General features: G+C 71.1%; 13 protein-coding genes and 1 pseudogene. 5 read left to right on the top strand and 9 right to left on the bottom strand.

The genetic code is table 11. The features are described 5' to 3' along the window. Nucleotides 1-26 precede the first annotated feature (26 nt). Nucleotides 27-9293 (top strand): annotated as a pseudogene (locus tag AN216_RS14330) (type I polyketide synthase); the annotation flags it as partial. A 121-nt stretch (nt 9294-9414) separates the two neighbouring features. Further along, nucleotides 9415-10056: an HD domain-containing protein gene (locus tag AN216_RS14335; protein ID WP_070197055.1), complete on the top strand. Its 642-nt coding sequence runs from the start codon at nt 9415-9417 to the stop codon at nt 10054-10056. 66 nt (nt 10057-10122) lie between these two features. Here AN216_RS14335 and AN216_RS30870 read toward each other — a convergent pair whose 3' ends face one another. The 9 genes from AN216_RS30870 to AN216_RS14380 all read right to left on the bottom strand — a co-directional run bounded on the left by AN216_RS30870 (nt 10123) and on the right by AN216_RS14380 (nt 21016). Continuing rightward, nucleotides 10123-10356, bottom strand: coding sequence for a mycothiol transferase (locus tag AN216_RS30870; protein ID WP_338059248.1), 234 nt, complete (start codon nt 10354-10356; stop codon nt 10123-10125). Between the two features lie 421 nt (nt 10357-10777). After that, entirely contained in the window at nt 10778-13486 is a 2709-nt protein-coding gene (gene ppdK, locus AN216_RS14345) for a pyruvate, phosphate dikinase (RefSeq protein WP_070197056.1), read from the bottom strand. Between the two features lie 661 nt (nt 13487-14147). Further along, complete coding sequence (locus tag AN216_RS14350) at nt 14148-14522, bottom strand: MmcQ/YjbR family DNA-binding protein (RefSeq protein ID WP_070197057.1); 375 nt, start codon at nt 14520-14522, stop codon at nt 14148-14150. Continuing rightward, nucleotides 14519-14917, bottom strand: a complete 399-nt coding sequence (locus AN216_RS14355) for an MmcQ/YjbR family DNA-binding protein (RefSeq protein ID WP_070197058.1) — start codon at nt 14915-14917, stop codon at nt 14519-14521. Before AN216_RS14355 ends, AN216_RS14350 begins: the two co-directional genes overlap by 4 nt. Nucleotides 14918-15383: 466 nt before the next feature. After that, nucleotides 15384-16304, bottom strand: a complete 921-nt coding sequence (locus AN216_RS14360; protein ID WP_070197059.1) for a Gfo/Idh/MocA family protein — start codon at nt 16302-16304, stop codon at nt 15384-15386. A 54-nt stretch (nt 16305-16358) separates the two neighbouring features. Beyond that, the gene (locus tag AN216_RS14365; protein WP_070197060.1) at nt 16359-17603 is read right to left on the bottom strand and encodes an ROK family protein; all 1245 of its coding nucleotides are present in this window, start codon (nt 17601-17603) and stop codon (nt 16359-16361) included. 47 nt (nt 17604-17650) lie between these two features. Then, on the bottom strand, nt 17651-18517 hold the full coding sequence (locus AN216_RS14370; RefSeq protein WP_070197061.1) for a carbohydrate ABC transporter permease: 867 nt from the start codon (nt 18515-18517) through the stop codon (nt 17651-17653). Continuing rightward, nucleotides 18517-19503: a carbohydrate ABC transporter permease gene (locus AN216_RS14375; RefSeq protein WP_070197062.1), complete on the bottom strand. Its 987-nt coding sequence runs from the start codon at nt 19501-19503 to the stop codon at nt 18517-18519. The genes AN216_RS14370 and AN216_RS14375 overlap by 1 nt, the downstream gene beginning before the upstream one ends. Before the next feature lie 106 nt (nt 19504-19609). Continuing rightward, on the bottom strand, nt 19610-21016 hold the full coding sequence (locus AN216_RS14380; RefSeq protein WP_070197063.1) for an ABC transporter substrate-binding protein: 1407 nt from the start codon (nt 21014-21016) through the stop codon (nt 19610-19612). A gap of 130 nt (nt 21017-21146) precedes the next feature. Between AN216_RS14380 and AN216_RS14385 the strand changes: the two genes are divergently transcribed. The 3 genes from AN216_RS14385 (at nt 21147) to AN216_RS14395 (ending at nt 24608) form a co-directional block, all read left to right on the top strand. Next, nucleotides 21147-22193 carry a zinc-dependent alcohol dehydrogenase gene (locus tag AN216_RS14385; RefSeq protein ID WP_070197064.1) on the top strand — a complete coding sequence of 349 codons (1047 nt, stop codon included), beginning with the start codon at nt 21147-21149 and terminating at the stop codon, nt 22191-22193. A gap of 118 nt (nt 22194-22311) precedes the next feature. Beyond that, nucleotides 22312-23196 carry a sugar phosphate isomerase/epimerase family protein gene (locus AN216_RS14390; protein WP_079166585.1) on the top strand — a complete coding sequence of 295 codons (885 nt, stop codon included), beginning with the start codon at nt 22312-22314 and terminating at the stop codon, nt 23194-23196. Next, nucleotides 23193-24608, top strand: coding sequence for an MGH1-like glycoside hydrolase domain-containing protein (locus AN216_RS14395; protein ID WP_070197065.1), 1416 nt, complete (start codon nt 23193-23195; stop codon nt 24606-24608). Before AN216_RS14390 ends, AN216_RS14395 begins: the two co-directional genes overlap by 4 nt.

Here is a 24608-nt window from a genome sequence, read left to right on the forward strand (position 1 = left end):
GGTTACGTCAAGGAGCACAGTCGCCGATGGCCAACGAAGAGAAGCTGCTCGAACACCTGAAATGGGTCACCGCCGAACTCCGGAAGACCCGACGACGGCTCGCGGCGGCCAGTGAACCGATCGCGATCGTCAGCATGGCCTGCCGCTTCCCCGGTGGCGTGACCGACCCGGAGGCCCTGTGGGACCTGTTCGCGTCCGGCGTCGACGCGGTCTCCGACTTCCCGCAGGACCGCGGCTGGGACCTCGACTCCCTCTACGACCCGGACCCGGACCGGCAGGGCACCACGTACACCCAGCAAAGCGGCTTCCTGTACGACGCCGCCGACTTCGACCCGAGCGTGTTCGGCATCTCCCCGCGCGAGGCGCTGGCGATGGACCCGCAGCAACGGCTCGTACTCGAGACCTCCTGGGAGGTCCTGGAACGGGCCGGCATCAACCCGCTCTCGCTCGGCGGTAGCGACACCGCGGTGTTCGTCGGCGCTTCTCCCGGGGAGTACGCGCCCGGGTTCGGGATGACCCCCGACGGCCTTGAGGGGTACCTCGGCATCGGCACCCACCCCAGCGTGCTGTCCGGCCGTGTCTCCTACACCCTCGGCCTGCGAGGGCGTGCCGCCACCGTGGACACCGCGTGCTCCTCGTCCTTGCTGGCCGTGCACCTCGCCATGGAGACGCTGCGGCGCGGTGAGTCCTCACTGGCGCTGGCCGGCGGCGTGAACGTGATGTCCACACCGAGTCTGTTCACCGACCTCAGCCGGCAGCGGGCGATCGCGGCGGACGGACGCTGCAAGTCCTTCGGGGCCGCGGCCGACGGCTTCGGACCTTCCGAGGGTGCCGGCGTACTCCTCCTCGAACGCCTCACGGACGCTCAACGGAACGGGCACCAGGTGCTCGCCGTGCTGCGTGGCGGCGCGGTCAATCAGGACGGGGCGAGCAACGGCCTCACCGCTCCCAGCAGTCAGGCCCAGCGACAGCTGATCGAACAGGCCCTGGCAGACGCCCGGTTGAAGGCCGAACAGGTGGACGCGGTCGAGGCGCACGGCACCGGCACCGCGCTGGGTGACCCCATCGAGGCGGAGGCCCTGCTCACCACCTACGGGCGCGAACACAGCGCAGACCGGCCCCTGTACCTGGGCTCCTCCAAGTCCAACATCGGCCACACGCTGGCCGCCGCCGGCGCCGCGGGGCTCATCAAGATGGTCAAGGCCCTGGAGCACGACCTGCTGCCCAGGACGCTGCACGCTCAGGAGCCGTCACCGCACATCGACTGGTCGACCGGCAGCGTCGAACTACTCGCCCAGCCGCGTCCCTGGCCGTCGGGTGACACGCCACGCCGGGCGGGTGTGTCGTCCTTCGGGATCAGCGGCACCAATGTGCACCTCATCCTCGAGGAGGCGCCCCCGGCCCAGGACCCTGACACCCAGCCGCCGGCGGCGCCGGCCGATCGGACCCCGTCGCCCGAGGAGCACGCTCCCTCGGTCTGGGTCCTCTCCGGCAAGACGCCCGAGGCACTGCGCGCGCAGGCGGCACGACTGCGGGAGTTCAGCAGCGGCGCCCCCGGACTGTGTCGTGTCGACGTCGGGTACTCCCTCGCCACCACCCGGGCTCCCCTGGAGAACCGCGCCGCGGTGATCGCCCGCAACCATGAGGAGGCCGTACGCGGTCTTGAGGCGCTGGAGACCGGAAGTTCCGCCCCCGGCACCTGTCGTGGCAGCGTCAGCAGGAGCGACCAGCCGGTCTTCGTCTTCCCCGGGCAGGGCTCCCAGTGGGCCCGGATGGCCGTCGAACTCCTTGACGCCTCGCCCGTGTTCGCCAAACGGATGCGGGAGTGCGAGGAGGCGCTCGCTCCCCACGTGGACTGGTCACTGACCCAGGTGCTGCGCGAGGGCGAGGTCGGGCCGCGCTTCGAGCAGGCCGACGTGGTGCAGCCGGCGCTCTTCGCGGTCATGGTGTCGCTGGCCGAACTGTGGCGGCACCACGGTGTGGAACCAGCGGCGGTGATCGGCCACTCCCAGGGCGAGATCGCCGCCGCCTGCGTGGCCGGCGCGCTCTCCCTCGAGGACGCCGCGAAGGCGGTGGCGCTACGCGCCCGGGCACTGCTGAAACTCTCCGGCAAGGGCGGCATGGTGTCCGTCGCGGAACCGGCGGACGCCGTGACCCAGCGGATCAGTCGTCTGGGCAACGGACTCGGCGTGACCTCCGTCAACGGGCCGCTGTCCACCGTGGTCTCGGGCACCCTCGAGGAGTTGGAGGCGCTGACGGCCTCCTGCGCGAAGGACGGGGTACGCGCCAAGCGGGTGGCCATCGACTACCCCTCGCACTCCCCGCAGGTGGAGGAGATTCGCGCCGAGGTACTGGAGGCCGTGGCGGACGTCGCACCGCGTACCACCCGGGTGCCCTTCATGTCCACCGTCACCGCCGAGTTCGCCGACGGACGGGAACTCGACGCGGACTACTGGTACGCGAACCTGCGCCAGACCGTGCGCTTCGAGGAGTCGATGCGCACTCTGTTGGCGCAAGGGCACGAGGTGTTCATCGAGGTGAGCGCCCATCCGGTGCTCACCGTCGGGGTGACCGAGTGCGCCGCCGACAGCCCCGCCGTGGCCCTCGGCACGCTACGCCGCGACGACGGCGGCCCCGAGCGCTTCCTGGCCTCCCTCGCCGACGCCTGGGTGCACGGCGTGCGCGTCGACTGGCCGTCGGTCTACGCCGACCGGGACCCCTCCGTGGTGCCGCTCCCCACGTACGCCTTCCAGCGTCAACGCTTCTGGATCGAGCAGGACATGGTCGCGCCCGCGGCCCCCTCGGCGGCCCGGACGGACGACTGGCGCTACCGCGTGCTGTGGCGGCCGCTGGCCGAGCCGGTCCGGCCGGCGCTGAACGGCCCCTGGCTGCTCGTCACCCCGATCGACCACGTCGACCACCCGCTGACCCGAGCCGTCGCCGAAGCGCTCGCCGAGGCCGGTGCCGAGGTACGCGCCGTCGCCGTCGGCAGCCTGGAGGGCACGGACCGTGCCTGGCTGGCGAAAAGGCTCACCGCCGAGGCAGCCGCGGTCGGCGACACCCACGGCGTCAGCGGCGTACTCTCCCTGGCCGGACTGGACGAGCGGCCCGCCGGCGGAGCCGGCGGGCTGCCCTGCGGGCTCATCCTGCAAACGGTGCTGCTGCAGGCGCTCGGGGACACCGGGATCGCGGCCCCGTTGTGGACCCTGACCAGCGGCGCCGTCTCCGTGGACCACACCGACCTGCTACGCAGCCCGCTGCAGGCGATGGGCTGGGGCCTGGGCCGGGTCGCCGCCCAGGAGTACCCGCGGCGCACCGGCGGTCTGATCGACGTACCCGCCGAACTGGACACACACGGCCGACGCCGTCTGGTCGCCGCGCTGTCCGGCCCGGACGACGAGGACCAACTGGCGGTACGCGCCACCGGTGTCTTCGTACGCCGCATCCAGCGCGCCGACGGTGGGGCCCGGACGGCGCAGGATGGGGGGTGGTGCACCAGGCACGGGCACGGCACCGTACTGGTCACCGGCGGCACCGGAGGTATCGGCGCGCACGTCGCACGCTGGCTGGCCCGGAACGGCGTCCGTCACCTGCTGTTGGCCAGCCGCCGCGGTCCGACCGCGCCGGGCGCCGAGGAGCTGGTCGCCGAACTGGCCGAGTGGGGCGCCGAGGCCACCGTCGTCGCCTGCGACATGGCCGACCGCGGCGCGGTAGGCCGGATACTGGACGGGATACCAGACGAGCATCCGCTGACCGCGGTGTTCCACCTGGCGGGTGTGCTGGACGACGCACCCATCGAGTTCCTCACCCCGAGCCGCGCGGCCGAGGTGGTGGGGGCCAAGGCGGACTCGGCCCACGTCCTGCACGAGGCCACCCGGGACCTGGACCTCTCCGCGTTCGTGCTGTTCTCCTCGCTGGGAGCCACCATGGGCGCGCCCGGCCAGGGAAGTTACGCGGCGGCCAACGCCTACCTCGACGCCCTGGCGTACGCGCGCCGCGCCGAGGGACTCCCCGCCACCTCGCTCGCCTGGGGCGAGTGGGGTACCGACGGGCTGGTCGACGAGACCGCACAACGCAACCTGCAGTCCCACGGCATCCTGCCCATGGACCCGGAAGCGGCCGTCGCCGTGCTGGAGCAGGCCCTGGACCACGGCGAGACCTTCCTGGTGGTCTCCCGCGTCGACTGGCGGCTGGCCGCCGCCCGCTCCGACACCGCTCTGCGTGACCTGCCCGAAGCACTCGCCGCGGAGACCGCGCCACTCGACGCCGTGGGCACCGGCACCGCGCTGGCGTCCCGGCTCGCCGAACAGGACCCCGAGCAGCGGCGCGCCGCGCTGCTGGAGGTCGTGCGGGAACAGGCCGCGGTGGCGCTCGGCCATGCCCGGGACCGAGTGGACGCCGTCCCGCAGCACCGAGCGTTCCGGGAGCTGGGATTCGACTCGCTGGCCTCCGTCGACCTGCGCAACAGGCTCACCGAGGCGACCGGACTGCGCCTTCCCGTCACCCTCGTCTACGACTACCCGTCCGCGAACCAGCTCACCGACTTCCTCCACGACGGCCTGTTCGGCGGCGAAGCCGCTCCCTCCCACGAGGCCCCGGCCCCCGCCGACTCCACCGCCCCGGTGCGTGGCGACGACGATCCGATCGCCATCGTCGGTATGGCCTGCCGGTTCCCCGGCGGCGTGGCGTCCCCCAAGGACCTGTGGGAGCTGGTCGCCACCGGCACCGACGCCATCTCCGAGTTCCCCACCAACCGTGGCTGGGACCTCGACGGCACGAACGTCGCCGACCGGGACAGGCACGATCTGCGTGAGGGCGGATTCCTGCACGACGTCGACCAGTTCGACGCCGACTTCTTCGGCATCTCCCCACGCGAGGCGCTGGCCACCGACCCGCAGCATCGGCTGTTGCTGGAGACCTCGTGGGAGGCCCTCGAACACGCCGGCATCGACCCCGAGTCGGCGCGGGGCAGCCGGACCGGCGTCTTCGTCGGCGCCGTCTCCGCCGACTACCTCACCCGGCTCCAGGAGGTTCCCGAGTCGGTGGGACCGCACGGCGGCACCGGCAACATGAGCAGCGTCATGTCCGGCCGGGTCGCCTACACCTTCGGCTTCGAGGGGCCCGCGGTGACCGTCGACACCGCGTGCTCGTCCTCGATGGTGGCCATCCACCTCGCCGCGCAGGCGCTGCGTCAGGGTGAGTGCTCACGGGCGGTGGCCGGTGGTGTGACCGTGATGTCCAGCCAGGTGGGCTTCACCGAGATGAGCCGACAGGGAGCCACCGCGCCGGACGGGCGGTGCAAAGCCTTCGCCGCGAGCGCGGACGGTTACGGCATGAGCGAGGGTGTCGGCGTCCTCCTCCTGGAACGCCTGTCCCAGGCACGGCGCGAGGGGCGTACGGTGCTGGCGGTGCTGCGCGGCTCGGCGACCAATCAGGACGGCGCGAGCAACGGCCTCTCCGCGCCCAACATGCACGCACAGCAACGCGTCATCCGACAGGCTCTGGCCAACTCCGGGCTGTCCGGGGACGAGGTGGACGTGGTGGAGGCGCACGGCACCGGCACCGCGTTGGGCGACCCGATCGAGGCGCAGGCGCTGCAGGCGACCTACGGGCGGCAGCGCGACACGGAGCGGCCGCTGTGGCTCGCGTCCCTGAAGTCCAACATCGGCCACACCGCGGGCGCAGCCGGAGTCGCCAACATCATCAAGACCGTCAAGGCGATGGAGCACGGACAGCTCGCCAAGACCCTGCACGCGGACGAGCCCTCACCACACATCGACTGGTCGACCGGCACGCTGCGGCTGCTCACCGAGCCGCGGGCTTGGCCGGCGGGCGAGCGGCCACGCCGCGCCGGCATCTCGTCCTTCGGGATCAGCGGCACGAACGCACACGCCATCCTGGAGGAGGCACCCAGGGAGGAGGCCCCGCGGGACAGCGCGTCCGGTGCGCCAAACGGTGCCGAATCCTCGACGCCCGCCGGGGCTGTGCCGTTCTCCCGCCTCGAGGACGCGGTGCCGTGGATCGTCTCGGCCCGGACCTCGGCCGCGCTGCGCGGCCAGGCCAAGCGGCTGGCCGACCACACCGTCTCGGACGCGTCGTCGCGACCGGTGGACGTGGCCCGGAGCCTGACCGGACGTACGGCCTTCGACCGGCGTGCGGTGGTCGCCGCCACCGACCGGGAGGGACTCGTCGCCGGGCTCCGAACCCTCGCGGTCGGCGAGCCGGGGTCCGGCGTCACGAGCGCCGGCACGCTACGGTCCGCTGACCGGCCGGTGTTCGTCTTCCCCGGGCAGGGCTCGCAGTGGGCCGGGATGGCCGTGGAACTCCTCGACGCCTCGCCCGTGTTCGCCGCGCGCATGGACGAGTGCGCCGCCGCGCTGGCCCCGCACGTGGACTGGTCACTGCAGGAAGTGCTCCGTGCGACCGAGGGCGCGCCGACCCTGGAGCGGGTCGACGTGGTCCAGCCGGTGCTCTTCGCGGTGATGGTGTCACTGGCCGAGCTGTGGCGGTCCTGTGGCGTACGCCCCGCCGCGGTGATCGGCCACTCCCAGGGCGAGATCGCCGCCGCCTGCGTGGCCGGCGCGCTCTCCCTCCAGGACGCCGCGAAGGTCGTGGCACTGCGTGCCCGTACGCTGCTGAAACTCTCCGGAAAGGGCGGCATGGTCTCCGTCGCGGAGTCCATGACCGAGGCGACCGACCGGATCGGCCGCCTGCCCGACGGGCTCGCGGTGGCCTCCGCGAACGGACCGCGGTCCACCGTTATTTCCGGGGATCCGGACGCCCTGGACGAGCTGCTGGCCTCCTGCGCGGCCGATGACGTACGAGCCAAGCGCATCCCTGTCGACTACGCGTCCCACTCCCCCAAGGTGGAGGAGATCCACGAGGACGTACGCGAGGCTCTGCGGGGTATCGAGCCGCACGACGTCCGAGTCCCCTTCCTGTCCACCGTCACCGCCGAGTTCGCCGACGGTTCCGAGTTGGACCCCGAGTACTGGTGCGCCAACCTCCGCCACACGGTGCGGTTCGAGGAGTCCATGCGGCTGCTGATCGAGCGGGGGTACGAGGCGTTCATCGAGGTGAGCAGCCATCCGGTGCTCACGGTCGGCATGGCGGAGTGCGCTTCCGAGGCCGCTGCCACCGCCGTGCTCGGGACCCTGCACCGCGACGAGGGCGGCCCGGAGCGTTTCCTGCGTTCCCTCGCTGAGAGCTGGGCCCACGGGGTCGCCGTCGACTGGTCCGCCGTCTTCGCCGGTCAGCGCACCGAACGGGTCGAGCTGCCGACGTACGCCTTCCAGCGGCGGCGTTACTGGATCGAGTCGCCCGAGAGCACTGGCGCGCAACCGGCCACCGGCGACCCGGGCGCCGACGGGCTCGAGAACCAGTTCTGGGCCGCGGTGGAGCGCGAGGACCTGACCTCGCTCGCGGAGACCCTCGGCCTACGGGACCACGGGTCTCTGGAGGAACTGCTGCCCGCCCTGTCCTCGTGGCGCAAGCGGAGTCAGGAAGCCGCCACCCTGGACAACTGGCGTTACCGGATCGTGTGGCGCCGCCAAGCCCAACCGGACGACGTGTCACTGACCGGCACCTGGCTGATGGCGGTGCCCCGGGGGCACACGGACGACTCGCTGGTACGTGCGGTGTCACAGGCGTTGACGGACGGCGGAGCCACGGTAGTGGAGCTGCCCCTCGGCGACGACGCCGGCCGGGCGGAGTGCACCGAGGCGCTCACGGCCGCCTGTGAGCAGGGCCCCGTACCCACCGGCGTGGTCTCCCTGCTGCCCTTCGAGGAACGTCCGCACGCCACCCACGGCGAGGTGAGTATCGGCCTCCTCCAGTCGCTGGCGCTCGGACAGGCGTTGGTGGACATCGGGGTCAACACCCGGCTGTGGATGCTCACCAGTGAGTCCGCGATCGCCTACGGGGCGACCGACGCGCAGCGCCACCCCCAGCAGGGCGCGTCCTGGGGGCTCGGCCGAACGGTCGCGCTGGAGCACCCGGAGTTGTGGGGTGGCCTGATCGACCTGCCCTCGACACTGGAGTCCCAAGGGGCGAGCCTGCTGGCCCGTACCCTCGCCAACGGCGGTGACGAGGACCAGCTCGCCGTACGCAACACCGGCCTCTACGCCCGACGGCTGGTGCGCGCGCCCCGCTCGGGCGAGGAGCCGGATCCGTGGCGCACCAGCGGCACGGCCCTGATCACCGGTGGCACTGGCGGCCTGGGCAGGCACGTGGCCCGCGCCCTCGCCGAGCATGGGGCTGAGCATCTGGTGCTGACCAGCCGGCGCGGTGAGGACGCCCCCGACGCCGGCGCCGTACGCGAGGAGTTCGAGGCCATGGGCTGCCGCGTCACCATCGCCGCGTGCGATGTGAGCGACCGTGACCAGTTGGCCAGCTGGGTGCGGAAGATCGAGGGGGAGGACGGACCGATCCGTACGGTCGTGCACACCGCGGCCACTCTGGAGGAGAGCCTGCCGCCCTTCGTCACGGTATCGCCGGCGGAGTTCGCCTCCGACGCACGGGCCAAGTCACTCGGCGCGACGCACCTGGACGCTCTCTTCGACCGGACCGGGCTGGACGCGTTCGTGCTGTACTCCTCGGTGGCCGGCGCGTACGGCAGTGGCCGGCAGGCCTCCTACTGTGCCTCCAACGCCTTCCTGGACGCTCTGGCCGAGCACCGTCGTGCCCGCGGGCTGACCGCCACGTCCCTGGCCTGGGGAGCCTGGGGCGGCGACGGCGGCCTGATGACGCAGGAAGGCATGAGCGAGTTCATGGAGACCCTGGGCGTGTTCCGGATGCGACCGGAGTTGGCGCTGAGCGGGCTGCGGCAGGCTCTCGAGGACGACGAGACGTACCTCATCCTCACCGACACGGACTGGGAGCGCTTCGCGCCCTCGTTCACCGCCGCCCGTCCACGCTCGCTGCTGGACGAGATCCCCGAGGCGGCACGAGCGTTGGGCACGGGGTCGGACGACGCGGCGGAGGGCTCTACGGAGGCGCCCGAGATCCTGGCGGGACGGCTCGCTGGTCTTGAGAGGGAGGACCGGGAGGGAGTGCTGCTGGATGTCGTACGCCGACAGGTGGCCCGGGTGCTGGGCCACTCGGAGCCGGACGAGATCGAACCAGAGCGTGCGTTCCGGGAATTGGGTTTGGACTCGGTCACCGCGGTCGAGCTGCGAAACCATCTGAACGCGGCCACGGGCCTGCGACTGCCGGTTTCCGTGGTCTTCGACCACGCGGAACCGCTGGCCCTGGCGAGCCATCTGACCGATAAGCTCACCACTGTCCCGGCCTGAACGGCCGGCTCCCACGCACCTTGCGTGCGTACGCCCCCGGCACGGGTAGGAGACTTCCACGCGTGCCGGGGGCGTGACCCGGTGCTGTGCGAACCCGCCGGTCGCATGCCAGGATGTGGTCATGACCGAGAGCCGGCGCCTGTTGGCGGACGAGACGCCGTTTCCCGAGGATCTGGACCAACGACTACGCGAGCAGTTCACCTTCCTCGTCGAGGTCGATCAGCTCAAGACCGTCCTGCGCCAGTCGCCACTGGCGGCCACCGACCGGCGGGAGAACGACGCCGAACACTCGTGGCACCTGGCGATGATGGTGGTGTTGCTGGCCGAGCACTCCGACGAGCCCATCGACGTGAGCCACACCGTCCAACTGGTGCTGATCCACGACCTCATCGAGATCTACGCCGGTGACACCCCGTTGTACGACCAGGCGGCCGGCGAGGACCAGCGGGAGCGGGAGACGCGGGCCGCTGACGAGCTGTTCGCGCTGCTGCCGGAGGACCAGGCGCCACGGGTCCGGGCGCTGTGGGACGAGTTCGAGGAACGCCGTACCCCGGAGGCACGGTTCGCCAAGGCCATGGACCGGCTGCAGCCGCTGCTGCTCAACTGGATGGCGCGCGGCGGCACCTGGCGTACGCCGGGCGTGACGGCGGACGACGTACGGAAACGCAAGGCGGTCATCGGCGAGGCTTCCGAGCGGCTGTGGGACGCGGGCCGACTGCTCATCGACGAGGGGGAGGCCCGCGGCTGGTCCCGCGACGACTGAGCCACTGGTTCCTCGGCTTCCCACTCGTCGCGCGACGCATCTCGCCTCCCGGCGCGCCCCTCGGCCTCACATGCGGGTGCCGCCGTCGAGGCGTTCGCGCGGAAGGTCGGCGTGACCGTTGTGCCGGGCGTACTCCGCGATCATGTCGACCATGATTCCGCGCAGCGCGATCGGCTGCCCGTCCCGCCTGCGGATGCCGGTCTCGTCCAGCGAGACCGCCTCCTGGACACGGAACCACCAGCGCTCCAGCGCGGCCAGGTGCCGCAGAACGCCGTGCGGCGAGAGGCCGGACGGCGGCACCGCTCGCTCGGACGGCTGCTCCTGGGTCAGCCCCGCGCACTTCCAACTCGAGCGTCGCGCGCTGCCAGTCCAGCACGGCGCCCAGCGTCACGCGCTCGTCACCGACCGCGGGTGGCGCGGCACGCGTGCCGCGGCCCAACGCGGACCGTAGTGCTGTGATGTGTTGTCGGCCATGTCCGTGCCACCTCGTCCTGGCTCGTCCGCTCACTCGACGGTGAGTCTCGCACTCGTCACTGACAGTCAGCCGTCCGCGCGTCACACGCCACCGCGGCTCGTACTCAGAGGCCAACCGCCCGCGTGCACGGCGATGGGGGCGGTACCTCCGCACAAGGTACCGCCCCCTGGGGTCCGGACCCGCCGCCGCGGTGAGGGTCGGGGTGCGGCGGTCGGCCCGGAGGACTGAGAGCCGAGGACCGAGGACTCAGCCGGCCGCCGCCGCACGGCCCGCCTCGAGGCGGGCGACCGGAATGCGGAACGGCGAGCAGGAGACGTAGTCCAGTCCCGCCTCGTGGAAGAAGTGCACCGACTCGGGGTCCCCGCCGTGTTCGCCGCAGACGCCGAGCTTCAGGTCGGGACGAGTGGCGCGGCCGGCGCGTACCGCGTCCCGTACGAGGGAGCCGACACCGTCCTTGTCGATCGTCTCGAACGGTGACACACCGAAGATGCCCTTCTCCAGATACGCCGTGAAGAAGCTCGCCTCCACGTCGTCCCTGGAGAATCCCCACACGGTCTGCGTGAGATCGTTCGTGCCGAAGGAGAAGAAGTCCGCGGACTCCGCGATCTGGTCGGCGGTCAGCGCCGCGCGCGGCAGCTCGATCATCGTGCCCAGCGCCAGGTGGAGTTCGGTGCCGTAGGTCTCCTCCACCTCCGCGATGACCCGCTCGGCGTCGTCCCGTACGAGCTCCAGCTCCTGCACCGTGCCCACCAGCGGAATCATGATCTCCACCCGGGGGTCGCCGCCGGAGGCCACCCTGCGCTCGGCGGCGGCCTCCGCGATGGCTCGCACCTGCATGGTGAACAGCCCCGGGATGACCAGGCCCAGGCGTACGCCCCGCAGCCCCAGCATCGGATTCTGCTCGTGCAGCCGGTGCACGGCCTGTAGGAGCCGCAGGTCGTTCTCGTTGTGGTCCTGACGGGACTCGGCCAACGCGACCCGGACCGACAGCTCCGTGATGTCGGGCAGGAACTCGTGCAGCGGCGGGTCCAGCAGCCGTACGGTCACGGGAAGCCCGTCCATCGCCTCGAACAGCTCCACGAAGTCCTGCCGTTGCTGCGGCAGCAGACCGGTCAGCGCGGAGTCCCGCTCACTGCCGGTGTCGGCGAGGATGAGGCGTTCGACCATCTCGCGGCGCTCGCCCAGGAACATGTGCTCCGTGCGGCACAGGCCGATGCCCTGGGCCCCGAACCGGCGGGCACGCAGCGCGTCCTCGGCGTTGTCGGCGTTCGCCCGCACCCGCAGCCGACGCATCCGGTCGGCGTAGGCCATGATCCGGTGCACCGCCCGCACCAGCTCGTCCGCGTCGTCCGCGCCGGCGTGCGTACGCCCCTCGAAGTACTCCACCACCGGGGACGGGACGACCGGCACCTCGCCGAGGTAGACCCGCCCGGAGGACCCGTCGATGGAGAGGGTGTCGCCCTCCTCCACCACCGTGCCCGCCGCGGTGGTCAACTGACGGCGCTTCGTGTCGACCTCCAGCTCCTCCGCGCCGCAGACACAGGTCTTGCCCATGCCCCTGGCCACCACGGCGGCGTGTGAGGTCTTGCCGCCGCGGCTGGTGAGGATGCCCTCGGCGGCGAGCATGCCGTCCAGGTCGTCCGGGTTGGTCTCACGGCGGACCAGGATGACGCGCTCGCCGGAGCGGGACCACTTGATCGCGGTGTACGAGTCGAAGACCGCCTTCCCCACGGCCGCCCCCGGGGAGGCGGCGATGCCCCGGCCGATGGTGTCCGTACGGGCCTCGGAGGCGAACCGGGGGAACATCAGCTGCGCCAGCTGGGTGCCGTTGACCCGTTGCAGCGCCTCCGCCTCGTCGATGACACCCTGGTCGACGAGCTGGGTGGCGATCCGGAAGGCGGCGGCGGCCGTGCGCTTGCCCACCCGGGTCTGCAGCATCCACAGGGTGCCACGCTCGATGGTGAACTCGATGTCGCACAGGTCCTTGTAGTGCGTCTCGAGGGTTTCCATGATGTCCAGAAGCCGGTCGTACGAGGGCTTGTCCAGGCGTTCCAGCTCGGCCAGCGGGACCGTGTTGCGGATGCCCGCGACCACGTCCTCGCCCTGGGCGTTCTGCAGGTAGTCGCCATAGACGCCCTGTTGGCCGCTGGCGGGGTCGCGGGTGAAGGCGACGCCGGTGCCGGAGTCCGGGCCGAGATTCCCGAAGACCATGGAGCAGATGTTCACGGCGGTGCCGAGGTCGTGCGGGATGCGTTCCTGGCGGCGGTACAGGCGGGCACGGGCGCCGTTCCAGGAGTCGAAGACCGCGCGGACGGCGAGGTCCATCTGCTCGCGTGCTTCCTGCGGGAAGTCCCGACCGGTCTCCCTGGTCACGATCCCCTTGAACTCCTCCACCAGCTCCCGGAGTTGTTCCGCCGACAGCTCGACGTCACTGGCGGCGTCGTGCCGGTTCCGGGCCGCCTCGAGCGCGCCGGAGAAGAGTTCGCCGTCGATGCCGAGCACGGTCTCGCCGAACATCTGGATGAGTCGCCGGTACGAGTCCCAGGCGAACCGTTCGTCGCCCGCCTGGCCGGCGAGCCCGTGCACCGAGTCGTCCGAGAGGCCGATGTTGAGGACCGTGTCCATCATGCCGGGCATGGAGAACTTCGCGCCGGAGCGCACGGACACCAGCAGCGGGTCGTCGGCCTGGCCGAGCTTCTTGCCCATCCGCTGTTCGAGGGCGGCGAGATGGCTGCCCACCTCGTCACGCAGGGCCGTGGGCTGAGCGCCGGAGTCCAGATACCGGCGGCACGCCTCGGTCGTGATGGTGAAGCCGGGTGGCACCGGGAGACCGAGATTGGTCATCTCGGCGAGGTTGGCCCCTTTCCCACCGAGCAGCTCCTTGAGGTCCTTGTTCCCCTCCGCGAAGTCGTAGACGAACTTCTCGCTTGCTGGCTTCTCTGCATGCTCCGACACGACGACTCGACTCCTCGTGGACGGCGGCCCTGACGGCGGGGAGCGTACCCAGATCGAAGGCGTCGGAGTACGTGCATCACCCCGCCATACGGGTGTAACCACCCATCTGCCAGGAGATCAAAAGCAGGGCGGCGACTCGTCTGGTTTACAGCCTCGTTGATACGCCGAACGAAACGCGGCGCACAGTAGCGAAATCGCGCTCCATGATGACCGAGGGCGATGTTTGCTTCAGATGGCGAATCATGAAAAGGCAAAGTCCCAACCCGCTCTTTGGAGTTGTGGACCACCCAATTGAGCGCTCATTTGAGCATGCAAGCAATCAGAGTGGCGAGTATCACCCCGCGCGGGACCCGTCCGTCTTGGCATGCGGACAGAATCTGGCACCGAGTGCCGCCGGAGGCGTGGCCCTTGCCGAGCACTGCGCCGCCACCCTGACGGCCCAGCACCGGTGAACCGGCCGAACCGTGCGGCCGGTCGTCGCCGTCAGTCGAGGATGCCGCCATAAGCGATGACCTTCCTCGGGTGGAGACGGACGACGACCTCGCCCGGCACGCCGTTGCGCCTGCCGAACTCCTCGGCCCGCTCGTCGCCCGCGTACCGGGCACCGGCCCGGGTGGCGACGTCGACGAGCTCGTCGACGACCCGTGTCCGCCGGCGCCGGCTACCGTCCCGCTTCCTGAGGCCGACGCTTGCGCGGCACCGACTCCAGGACCAGGTCGTAGGAATGGCCGACGAGATCCCGCACCGTCCCCGTGGTGATGTCCCGGCCCGCGCCCACGGAGATCCAGTGCCGCTTGTCGAGGTACCGGCCCGCAACGATCGACTCGTGCTCCCGTTTCAGGGCACACGCATGGTCGGGCTCGGCCTTGACGGTGATGATCTGCTCGTCGGGGTCGTCTGTGACGATCAGGAAAACCTTCCCCGCCACCTTGTAGACGTGCAGCTTCTCGGTGAACGGGCGCCCGCTGCTGGTGCCGGGCAGCTTCCTCGCGGTACTGCGCGCGACATCCTGGAGCCGCTTTCCGCTGATCGTCATCCTCGCGAAGCCCGGGCGGGGGTGCCGTACGTTTCCGGATCGACCGGCTGGTCCGACCGGGGAAAATTGCCGACCACGAGCCGGTAGGACTCGGTGACGAGCTCCTCCACCAGCTTCTCGTCGATCGAGCCACCAGCCTCCAGCGTGGTCCAGTGCCTCTTGTTCATGTGGTAGCCGCGGGTGATGTCCGTGTGCGTCGCGCGCAGGGCCTCAGCCTCACCCGGCTCCGACTTCAGGATCACGACCGGTTTGCCGGGCACGCTGGTCATCAGCATGAACACCTTGCCACGCACCTTGAGTACCTCCCGGTCCGGGCCGAATGGACGCGCAAGCCATGCGGACGGCAGGCTCTCGGCATGGCGCTGGGCCACTTCCTGCAGCGATTCCCCATCCACAGCGCGCTTCTCCTCCTCATCACCACTGGACTCAGCCACGACGGCCTGCCGATCACCACCGGCAGCCCGCCATCCTCATCAGGATATGTACGGATACGCGCGCCCTGCCAGCGGGAACGTCATCGTCAAGGAGTAGCGGTCCTGCTGCTGGGGCCGAACCGGACCGCCTGCGAACTCGGCCGGCACGGCGGACGCCCCAGGGTCGTCGACGACATGGCCGCCTACGCGGCCTGCGCGGGCCCACGGCTTCCCCGTCCTCGAAATCGCCCGCGGGCCGGTCATCACCTCAGGCAAGAAACAGGGCAAGCGACCCTCGGTCGCCACCGGTTACCGGGCCCTCGCCGAAGACGCCGACAACACCAGGTGAGACGTGACGCCCGCCAGAGGGCAGAGCGAGTGCGGCGTGGAGGAGCGTCAACACCGGGTTCGAGCGCCCGGAGGCGAACCGAGCGCGAAGGAGACGTACTCAGCTCGACAGTGCGCGGGCCAGTAGCTCCTGGAGCCGGAGTCCGTGGGCGGCGTCCAACGCGTGGGGCCGCCCGGTGCGTACGGCGGCGGCGAACTCCGCGCGCAGCACCGGCCAGCACTCCGAGTGCTCCAGCTCGGCGGTGTCGTACGTCAACTCCCCCTCCGGTCCGTACAGTTCCACCCGGGTGTTCGCCCTCGGCAGGCGCACCGCACCGGACAACGACGCCTGGCTGACCGCGCCGCCTGAGTGTTCACAGGTCAGCTCGATCCAGCGACGCGGGTCTCCGGTGCCGCTGATCCGTGTCACCGGCCCCACCGCGGCCTCCAGCAGGTCCACCAGGTGCGGGCCAAGATCCAGCAACGCCCCATGCTCCAACCGCCACGAGGTGGCGAACTCACCGCCGAGGAAGGCGCCGTGCAGATAGCAGGAGCGGGCCCCGGACACCTCGTGTCCGGCTGCTCTCCGGAGGAAGTCGCGGGTTGTGGGGTGGTAGCGCTTGGTCAGCACCAGTTGGGAGACCACCCCCGCCTCGGTGACGGCCTCGGAAACCGCGCGTGCCGAGGCGACGTCAGGCCCGAGCGGCTTCTCCAGCAGCAGCGCCTTGCCGGCCCTGGCGGCCCGTACCGCCAGCTCGGCCTGTACGGCGGGCGGTACGGCGAAGGCCACCGCCTCGCACGTCTCCAGCAGCTCCGCGAACGACTCGGACGCCACGGCACCATGGGGCTCAGCCAGTTCGCGGGCGGCCTCCGCCCGGCGTGCCCAGACGGCGACCAGTTCGGTCTCCGGGCCGGCGGCGAGGGTGGGGGCGTGGGTGACGCGGGCCCAGGGGCCGGCGCCCACCAGGCCGACCCGCACCGGCCGTTGGCCGGCCGGCTCCTCCGAGGGCCGTTCCCGGTGGGGCGTGTGTGGGGTGTCCAAGGTGTCTCCGTGGTCTTTCCGGTCAGGGCTTTTCGCGGTCAGGGTTCCTCGCGGTCAGCGACTCATCGCCGTCAGCCGCTCGTCGGCTCGGCCCGGCGCGTACAGGTGCTCGACCACCATGGCGCCCGCTCCCACCAGCCCGGCCCGGTCACCGAGCCGGGCGGTCACCACTTGGAGGTGCGCGGTGGTACGTGGCATCGCGCGCTGGTAGAGGAGTTCGCGCACCCCGGTCAGGAACGGCGTCCCGGCCAGTTCGCCGGTCAGCATCAGCACCCCCGGGTTGAGCAGGGTCACGACCGTGACCAGGACCTCGCCCACCCGACGACCCGCTTCCCGAGCCAGGCGTACGGCCTCGGGCCGGCCGGCGGCCAGGTGTTCGCGTACGTCCGTCCCGGAGCCGGCGGGCACCCCGACCGCGGCGAGTTGTTCCGCGAGGGCCCTGCCGCTGGCGACGGCGGCGAGGCAGCCGTACGAGCCGCACATGCACAACGCGTCGGGGCAGTCGTGCAGCCGGATGTGGCCGATGTCGCCGGCGCCGCCGTCGATGCCGCGATACGTCTCGCCGTCCACCACCACCCCGGCGCCGATCCCGGTGGAGACCTTCACCAGCAGGAAGGCGGCGCAGTCCGGGTAGCCGAAGCGTTGTTCGGCGTACGCCATCACGTTGGCGTCGTTCTCCACCAGCACCGGCAGCGTGGCACTGTCCGGGCCCATCGGGTCCTGTCGGGGGCCGGCGGCGCTGCTGGGACGGGTGTGCTCGGCGAACGCCTGGCGCATCCGCTCGGCGACCGGGTAGCGGTCCCAGCCCGGCATGATCGGTGGCTGCACCACCCGGCCGGAGGTCCAGTCCACCGGGCCGGGCACGGACAGCCCGATGCCGCAGACCTGGGAGGCCGGCGTGCCGGCCTCGTCCAGGGCCACGGCGAACCACTCGGCCAGTTGGTCCAGCACCCGTTCCGGGCCGTCGTCTACCCGTAGGGGGCCGGAGCGTTCCGCCAGCACCGTGCCGCCGAGGTCGAGTACGGCCGCCCGGACGTGCCGGGTCTCCAGGTCCGCGGCGAGCACGACGGCGTGCCGGGTGTCGAACTCCAGCCTGGCCGAGGGCCGGCCGCCGCCGGCCGCGCCACCGGCGGTGCCGGCGCCCGTACGCAGCCAGCCGGCCGCGAACAACTGGTCCAGTCGGCTCCCGACCGTGGAGCGGGAGAGGCCGGTGGCGCGCTGCAGCTCGCCGCGGGTGGTCGCTGTCCCGGTGCGGATCAGCCGCAACAGATGGCCCGCGCTGGCCTGGTTACCACTCATGCCGTCTTCTCCACCGTGTGTGCCGCGTCAGGACGGGGTCGGCCCGTTCAGCCCTTGTCCGCGCCGCTGGTCAGTCCCTCGGTCAGCAACCGTTCGGCCGCGAAGAACAGGAGTACCACGGGCACCGTGAGGACGACGCTGCCGGCCATCAGCACCGTCTTGGACACCTCGATGCCGCCGGCGAGTTGCTGTAGGCCGAGCGAGACCGTCCACTTCTCCGGCTCGGCCGCGAGGAACAGCAGCGCGAACAGGAACTCGTTCCAGGCGATCATGAAAATGTACAGGCCGGTGGCCATGATCGAGGGCAGTGCGAGCGGCAGGACGACCCGGCGGACCGTCTGGAGCCTGGTGCAGCCGTCGATCGCGGCGGCCTCCTCGATGCTGGACGGGATGGTGACGAAGTAGTTCTTCATCATGTAGACGGACACCGGCACGGTCTGCGCGATGTAGACGATCGCCAGTCCCACCAGGCTGCCCTGTAGTCCGATCCGGGCGAACATCACGAACAGCGGCACGGCCAGCAGCGTGGCCGGGAAGAGGTAGACGGCCAGGAAGAGGGTGCTCACCCGCCGTCCGCCGAAGAACCGCAGCCGGCTCACGGCGTACGAACCGGGCACCGCGGCCAGCAGCGTGAGCAGCACCGTGGCGACCGCGACGAGCGCCGAGTTGGCCAGCATGTCCAGGAAGCCCTGACCACCCTCCGAGGTGGACCGCAGCACCTCCTGGTAGGTCGCGGTGGTGAACTCCTTGGCGCTCACCCACAGTTTGCCGGGGTCGAGCAGCAGGGCGTCGATCGGCTTCAGGGACAGCAGCACCATGTAGTAGAAGGGCGCCAGGGTGATCAGCGCGAGGAAGGCGATCACCACCCAGCGGAGCACTCCGAAGAGCCGTTCCTCGAACTGCGCGCGACTCATCAGGACTCCTCCTGGACCCGTTTGGCGAAGAAGGTGAAGTAGACGCCCAGCAGGACCATCAGGATTCCGGCGAGCACGAGTGCCTGGGCGGCGGCCGCGCCCACGTCGTAGCGGGCGGTGAGGAAGTCGTACACGCGCACCGCCGCGACGTCGGTGCCGGCGCCGCCGCCGGTGAGCAGGTAGACGTCGTCGAACTTGTTGAAGGACATGATGAAGCGCAGCACGCACAGCAGCGCGATGACCGGCATCAGCTGCGGCAGCAGGACGTGCCGGAAGCGCTGGGTGAGCGTGGCCCCGTCCACCGTCGCGGCCTCTTCCAGGGTGTTCGGCACCGCCTGCAACCGGGCGAGCAGGAAGAGGAAGGCGAAGGGAAAGTACCGCCAGGCTTCGAAGGCGATGACGGTGAGCAGCGCGAGCGGCAGCTCGAAGTGCAACCCGAGCAGGTCGACCGAGTAGTCCCGGGTGGTCAGGAAGGCGATCGGGTCGTCCCAACCGAGCAGGTCGCGTCCCCATTCGTTGACGACGCCGAACTGCGGGCTGAGCGCGATCTCCCAGACGAACGCGACGGAGACCACCGGCGCGACGTACGGCAACAGCATCGAGCCGCGCAGCAGGCCGCGCCCGCGGAAGGGCCTGCGCAGCGCGAGCGCGGCGACCAGTCCGAGCAGTACGGAGCCGGCGGTCGCGCCGACGGTGTAGAGGAGCGTGGTCCAGAGGCTGGACCAGAAGCCCGGGGAGCCGAAGACGCTGTCGAAGTTGTCCAGGGTCCAGTTCCCGAAGAGACCCATGCCCTGGATGTCCACCAGCTTGGCGTCCTGGAAGGCCAGTAGCACGGTCCACAGGATGGGCAGCACGACCACCACCAGCACCACCAGGAAGGTGGGGGTGACGAAGGCGAGGCCGGCCCGGTTCTCCCGCTCGCTGGCGGTCCGTGGTCGGTCGCGGCGCCGGGTGCGGCGTGCGCGTCCGCTGTCTGCTGTGCTCATCGGTGGGCTACCTCAGGTGTCGGGCGGCGCGTTGGTCTTCCGGCCGGTTCGGGGCTGCCGCGGGCCGCTTCGGGGCTGCCGTGGGATGGTCGTGCGGCCCCGGGGCTCATTCGAGCGAGTCCCGGAGCGCGGTCACTTCCTCGGCCGCCTTCCGTGCGGCCTCCGCCGGGGTGGTCTGGCCGCTGGTCATGGCTCCGACGGCGCGGGGCACCGGTAGTTCGCCGCTGGTGGCGCCGACCAGCACGCCCTCGCCCTGCTGGAAGCCCCAGCGCTGCATGCGGCTGACGCCCTCGGTGAGTTGGTCCAGCAGCCGATCCGGGAAGACCTCGTTCAGCGGCTTCCTGGTGTCGACGCCGATCTCGCTGTCGCGCCAGGCGCGCTCGTACCTCTTCGGCTCGTCGGCGGTGCCGCTACGGACGGGGATCTTGCCCTCCGGTGACATGCCGAACCAGTCGGAGTAGCCGGCACTCATCATGTAGCGCACGAACTGCCGGGAGGCTTCGGTCTCCGCGGTACGGGTCACGGCCCAGGAGGTGATCTCGCCGAACTGCGCGGCCTCCGCGCTGTCCGGGCCCCGCATCGAGGTGACCACGCCCGTACGGTCGGCGAGGTGGCTCGGGTCGCTCTCGCAGTCGGGGCAGCTGGGCAGTGCGTCCTTGCGCAGGCCGGCCAACTCGTCCAGCACGAACGAGGACCACAGGAGCATCGGGGACTTGCCCGCGAAATAGGTGGCGCGGGTGGTGTCCAGCGACTGGGTGCCGGCGGCACCGTGCTCGCCGGCCAGCTGGTGGTACGTACGGAACGCCTGCTGGCAGTTCGGCGAGTCCAGCGTGATCTCGCCGCGCTGGTCGACGAGTTGGCAGCCGTTGGCGAGGGCGAGGCTCTCGAAGCTCTGCTGGGTGAAGGCGTCACTGGGGTCGGTCGCGGCGGCCATGCCGACCCGGCCGCCGGTGTCCAACCGCTCGGCGGCCCGTACCGCCTTCTGGTAGGTGTCCGGCTCCGGCAGCTTCGCCTGGTCGAGCAGGTCCTTGCGGTAGAGCAGGATCTGCAGCCAGGCGTCCGAGGGCACGGCCAGTTGCCGGCCCTTCTCGGAGGTCAGGTCGAGCGCGTTGGTGTTGAAGGTGTCCTTGCCGAGCTCCTTCACGATGTCGGTGCTGACCTCGGTGTTCAGCAGCTCGTTACCGTACATCTGCCAGAGTTGGCCCATCGGGATGGCGCCGATGACGTCGGGCAGGTTGCCGGCCGCGGCGGCGGACATGATCAGCTGCGGGAGCTGGTTCTCGGCGACCCCGACGAGTTCCACCTCGATTCCGGAGCGCCGCTCGAAGCGGTCGATGATCCTGTTGCTGGCCGCCATCCGCGGTGGCAGGTTCTCCAGCGACCAGACGGTCAGCTTCCTGTCCGGCGTCTCCGGTTCGCCGGCCTGACCGTCCGCGCAGCCGGCCAGGCCGGCGCCCAGCACCAGGGCGAGGGCCGCTGCCGCCGCCCTCGACCACCCGGTCCTCATTCGCATGCCTCGTCCTCGTGGTTCGCAGCAATTTCGCTTGATAGCGATGCATCACACCACCACTTTTGCGTAATGGCAAGACGTATCTCTAAGGTACGTTCAACAGAACTGCCAGAACCAAGATGCCGGAGTCCCTGTGGAACGCGTCGTCCAGTTCACCGGCCCACGCCGGGTCGAAGTCGCCGAGCAGCCAAGCGAGTCCCTGCCCCCGGGGCACCTACGGGTACGCACCCGCTACTCCGGCATCTCGGCCGGCACCGAACTCACCGCCTACCGGGGCACCAACCCGTATCTGACCCGCAGTTGGGACCCGGACGCGCGGCTCTTCCGCGAGGGCGCCGTCGGCATGGAGTACCCGGTGGTGGGCTGGGGCTACTCCGAGGTGGGCGAGGTCGTCGAGGTCTCCGCGGAACTCCCCGACCTCCCGGACCTCCCGGGGGTGGGCGACCTGGTCTGGGGCATCTGGGGTCACCGCAGCGAGGGCCTCGTGCCGGCCGAGCGCCTGGCCGGGCACACCTTGCCGGCCGGACTGGAGCCGCTGGCCGGGTCGTTCGCCCGGGTCGGAGCCATCGCGTACAACGCGGTGCTGTCCGCCGGCGTCCACCTCGGTTCGGACGTCGTGATCTTCGGCCAGGGGGTCATCGGGCTGCTCGCCACCCGTCTCGCGGCCTTGAGCGGCGGACGGGTCACCGCCGTGGACACGCTGGACGGGCGGTTGGCGACCGCACGGGAGTACGGTGCGCGCCAGACCCTGAACGCCCGTACGGAGTCGGTGGCCGAACGTGTCCGGGAGGCGACCGACGGACGCGGGGCGGACACCGCCATCGAACTCAGCGGCACCCACCCCGCGTTGCACGAGGCGTTGCGCTCGGTGACCGTGGACGGTCGTGTGGTCGCTTCCGGCTTCTACCAGGGCGAGGCGACCGGGCTGCGGCTCGGCGACGAGTTCCACCACAACCGCGTACAGCTGATCAGTTCCCAGATCGGCGGCGTGCCACCGGAGTTGGCGGGACGCTGGAGTGTCGAGCGGCTGCAGCGGACCTTCCTGCGGCTGGCCGCCGAGGGCGAGGTGGACCTCCGGAGCCTGGTCAGCCACGTCGTCCCGGTCGCGGACGCGGCCGAGGCGTACGCACTGCTGGACCAGCGGCCGGGAGACGCGCTTCAGACGGTGCTGGAGTTCTGAGCCACCCCGCCCCGCCACCACCGCTGGGCCCGGGCCCGGCGGCGGCCCGTGCGACCGCGCGCCGCGCGACCCTCCAGTCCTCCGTACGACAATCCACACACGAGAGAGGCCGCAGGAGATGTTCCAGACCGCCTGCCAGGAGCAGTTGATCCCCGGCGACACACTGCAACACAAGTGGGAGTTCGCGGCGGAGGCCGGATACGCCGCGATCGAGCTGCGGGGCCGGGGCGACCTGCACTTCCGCTCCCGGCTTCCGGAACTGCGGCGGGCCGCCGCCGACGGGGTGCCGATGCCGACCGTCTGCGTCGACATGCCGCACTTCGTCGGCGCCTTCGACGAGGAGCTTCGCCGGGACGCCGTCACCCAACTGAAGTCCCAGCTCTCGGTCATCGCCGAACTGGGCGGCCGTGGCGCCCAGACCCCGGCGTCCTACGGCATGTTCTCCCGCCGGCTGCCGCCCTTCACTCCTCCCCGCTCCCCGGACGAGGACCGCGAGGTGCTGCTCTTGGGCCTGACCGAACTGGGCGAGCACGCCCGCGCGGAGGGCGTGACACTGTTCCTCGAGCCGCTCAACCGGTACGAGGACCACATGGTCAACCGGCTGGAGCAGGCGGTCGAGTTGATCACCGCCGTCGGCCTGGACTCGGTCCGGATCGGCATCGACAGCTACCACATGAACATCGAGGAGGCCGACCCGCCGGCGGCGATCCTGGCCGCCGCCCCGTACCTCGGGCACGCCCAGGTCAGCGACTCCAACCGGCTGCAACCCGGCGCGGGACACCTGGACTGGCCCGCCTGGCTGGGGGCGCTGGACGCCGCCGGGTACACCGGAGAGCTGGCCGTGGAGTGCCGGCTGAGCGGCGACCCGGCCGCGGCCCTGCGCTCCGTACCGCCGTTCCTGCACCAGGCCGGCCCGCAGCGCCCAGCCGCCGGACAGGCGGCGGCACAGGCGACAGCCGGACAGGCAACGGGCCAGGCAGTGACCGGGCAGGCGCCTTCATGACCGCTCCCCCGCTGGCGGGCACGGTCGACGTCCCGTCCGCTCCGGACCCCGACGCGGATACGCCCACGGCTCCGGACGCCCTCCGACGTGCCGCCGGACGGGTCCTGCTGCGCAACTGGACCGGCGCCTCGACCGTGCCCTCGCGCGGGCTGTATCCACACCAGTGGAGCTGGGACTCGGCGTTCATCGCGATCGGCCTGCGGCACCTGTCGGTCGTACGAGCGCAGCGCGAGCTGGAGAGTCTGCTCGCCGCTCAGTGGGGCGACGGGCGGCTCCCGCACATCGTGTTCAACCGCGCGGTACCCCTGGACGCCTACTTCCCCAGCCCGGACTTCTGGCGCTCCTCCCGCGCCGGCCGCGCGGCGGGCGCGCCCGCCCGGGTCGAGACCTCCGGCATCGTGCAACCGCCGGTGCACGCGCTCGCGGCCTGGCTGGTGCACCGCGCCGACCCCGAGGTCTCGCGTCGCCGCGGCTTCCTCCGTCGGCTCTATCCGCGGTTGGTCAACTGGCACCGCTACCTCACCCGGCGGCGGGACCTGGGCGGCCACGGCCTCGCGAGCGTGCTGCATCCCTGGGAACCGGGCATGGACAACAGCCCGTGCTGGGACGGGCCACTGCGACGGGTCGAGCCGGCCGCCGCCGGATCGTTCCAGCGTGCCGACCTGGACCATGGCGCCGCGGCCGACCGGCCCACCGATCTCGACTACGGCCGGTACGTCCGACTCGCCACGGACTACCGCGACCACGGCTACCTCGACGCTGACACACCACATGCCTTCGTGGTCGAGGACCCCGGTGTGAACGCCCTCCTCATCGCCTCGGAACACGCACTGGCCGAGATCGCCACCGCCCTCGGCCAGGACCCGACAGACCACCGGACCAGGGCGGAAACGCTCACCGCCACGCTGGTGCGCCGGCTCTGGGACCCGGCCGCCGGCATGTTCCGGTGCCATGACGTCATCGCCGGGAGGTCCGTCCCGGAACGCGGCGTCAGCGGACTGCTGCCGCTCGTCCTGCCGGGTCTGCCCTCCGACGTGGCCACCGCGCTGATGCGCACCATGACGGGCGAGCACTTCGGGCTGGGCGCCGCCGTACGTCTCGTGCCCAGCTACGCCCTGACCGGCAACGCCTTCGATCCCAGCCGCTACTGGCGCGGTCCCGCCTGGTTCAACGTCAACTGGTTGTTGGAACGCGGTCTGCGGACACACGGACGGCACCCGCTCGCGGCGGAGCTGCGGCGCGCTGCGCTGGAGACCGCCGCCAGCTCGCGGTTCGCGGAGTACGTCGATCCGTACACCGGAGAGGCACGCGGCACCCGGGACTTCGGCTGGACGGCGGCGCTGACCCTGGATCTGCTGGCGACCGACCGCCGCGCGGGAGCATCCGACGCGTCCCGAGAGGCGGTGCGTTGA

This window comes from Streptomyces oceani, from assembly GCF_001751245.1.
Lineage (GTDB): Bacteria > Actinomycetota > Actinomycetes > Streptomycetales > Streptomycetaceae > Streptomyces > Streptomyces oceani.

Coding starts and splice junctions, on each gene's coding strand:
- AN216_RS14370 (WP_070197061.1), bottom strand. CDS start 18,517: ATGAGTCGCGCGCAGTTCGAGGAACGGCTCTTCGGAGTGCTCCGCTGG.
- AN216_RS14390 (WP_079166585.1), top strand. CDS start 22,312: ATGTTCCAGACCGCCTGCCAGGAGCAGTTGATCCCCGGCGACACACTG.
- AN216_RS14380 (WP_070197063.1), bottom strand. CDS start 21,016: ATGCGAATGAGGACCGGGTGGTCGAGGGCGGCGGCAGCGGCCCTCGCC.
- AN216_RS14395 (WP_070197065.1), top strand. CDS start 23,193: ATGACCGCTCCCCCGCTGGCGGGCACGGTCGACGTCCCGTCCGCTCCG.
- AN216_RS14365 (WP_070197060.1), bottom strand. CDS start 17,603: ATGAGTGGTAACCAGGCCAGCGCGGGCCATCTGTTGCGGCTGATCCGC.
- AN216_RS14375 (WP_070197062.1), bottom strand. CDS start 19,503: ATGAGCACAGCAGACAGCGGACGCGCACGCCGCACCCGGCGCCGCGAC.
- AN216_RS14335 (WP_070197055.1), top strand. CDS start 9,415: ATGACCGAGAGCCGGCGCCTGTTGGCGGACGAGACGCCGTTTCCCGAG.
- AN216_RS14350 (WP_070197057.1), bottom strand. CDS start 14,522: ATGACGATCAGCGGAAAGCGGCTCCAGGATGTCGCGCGCAGTACCGCG.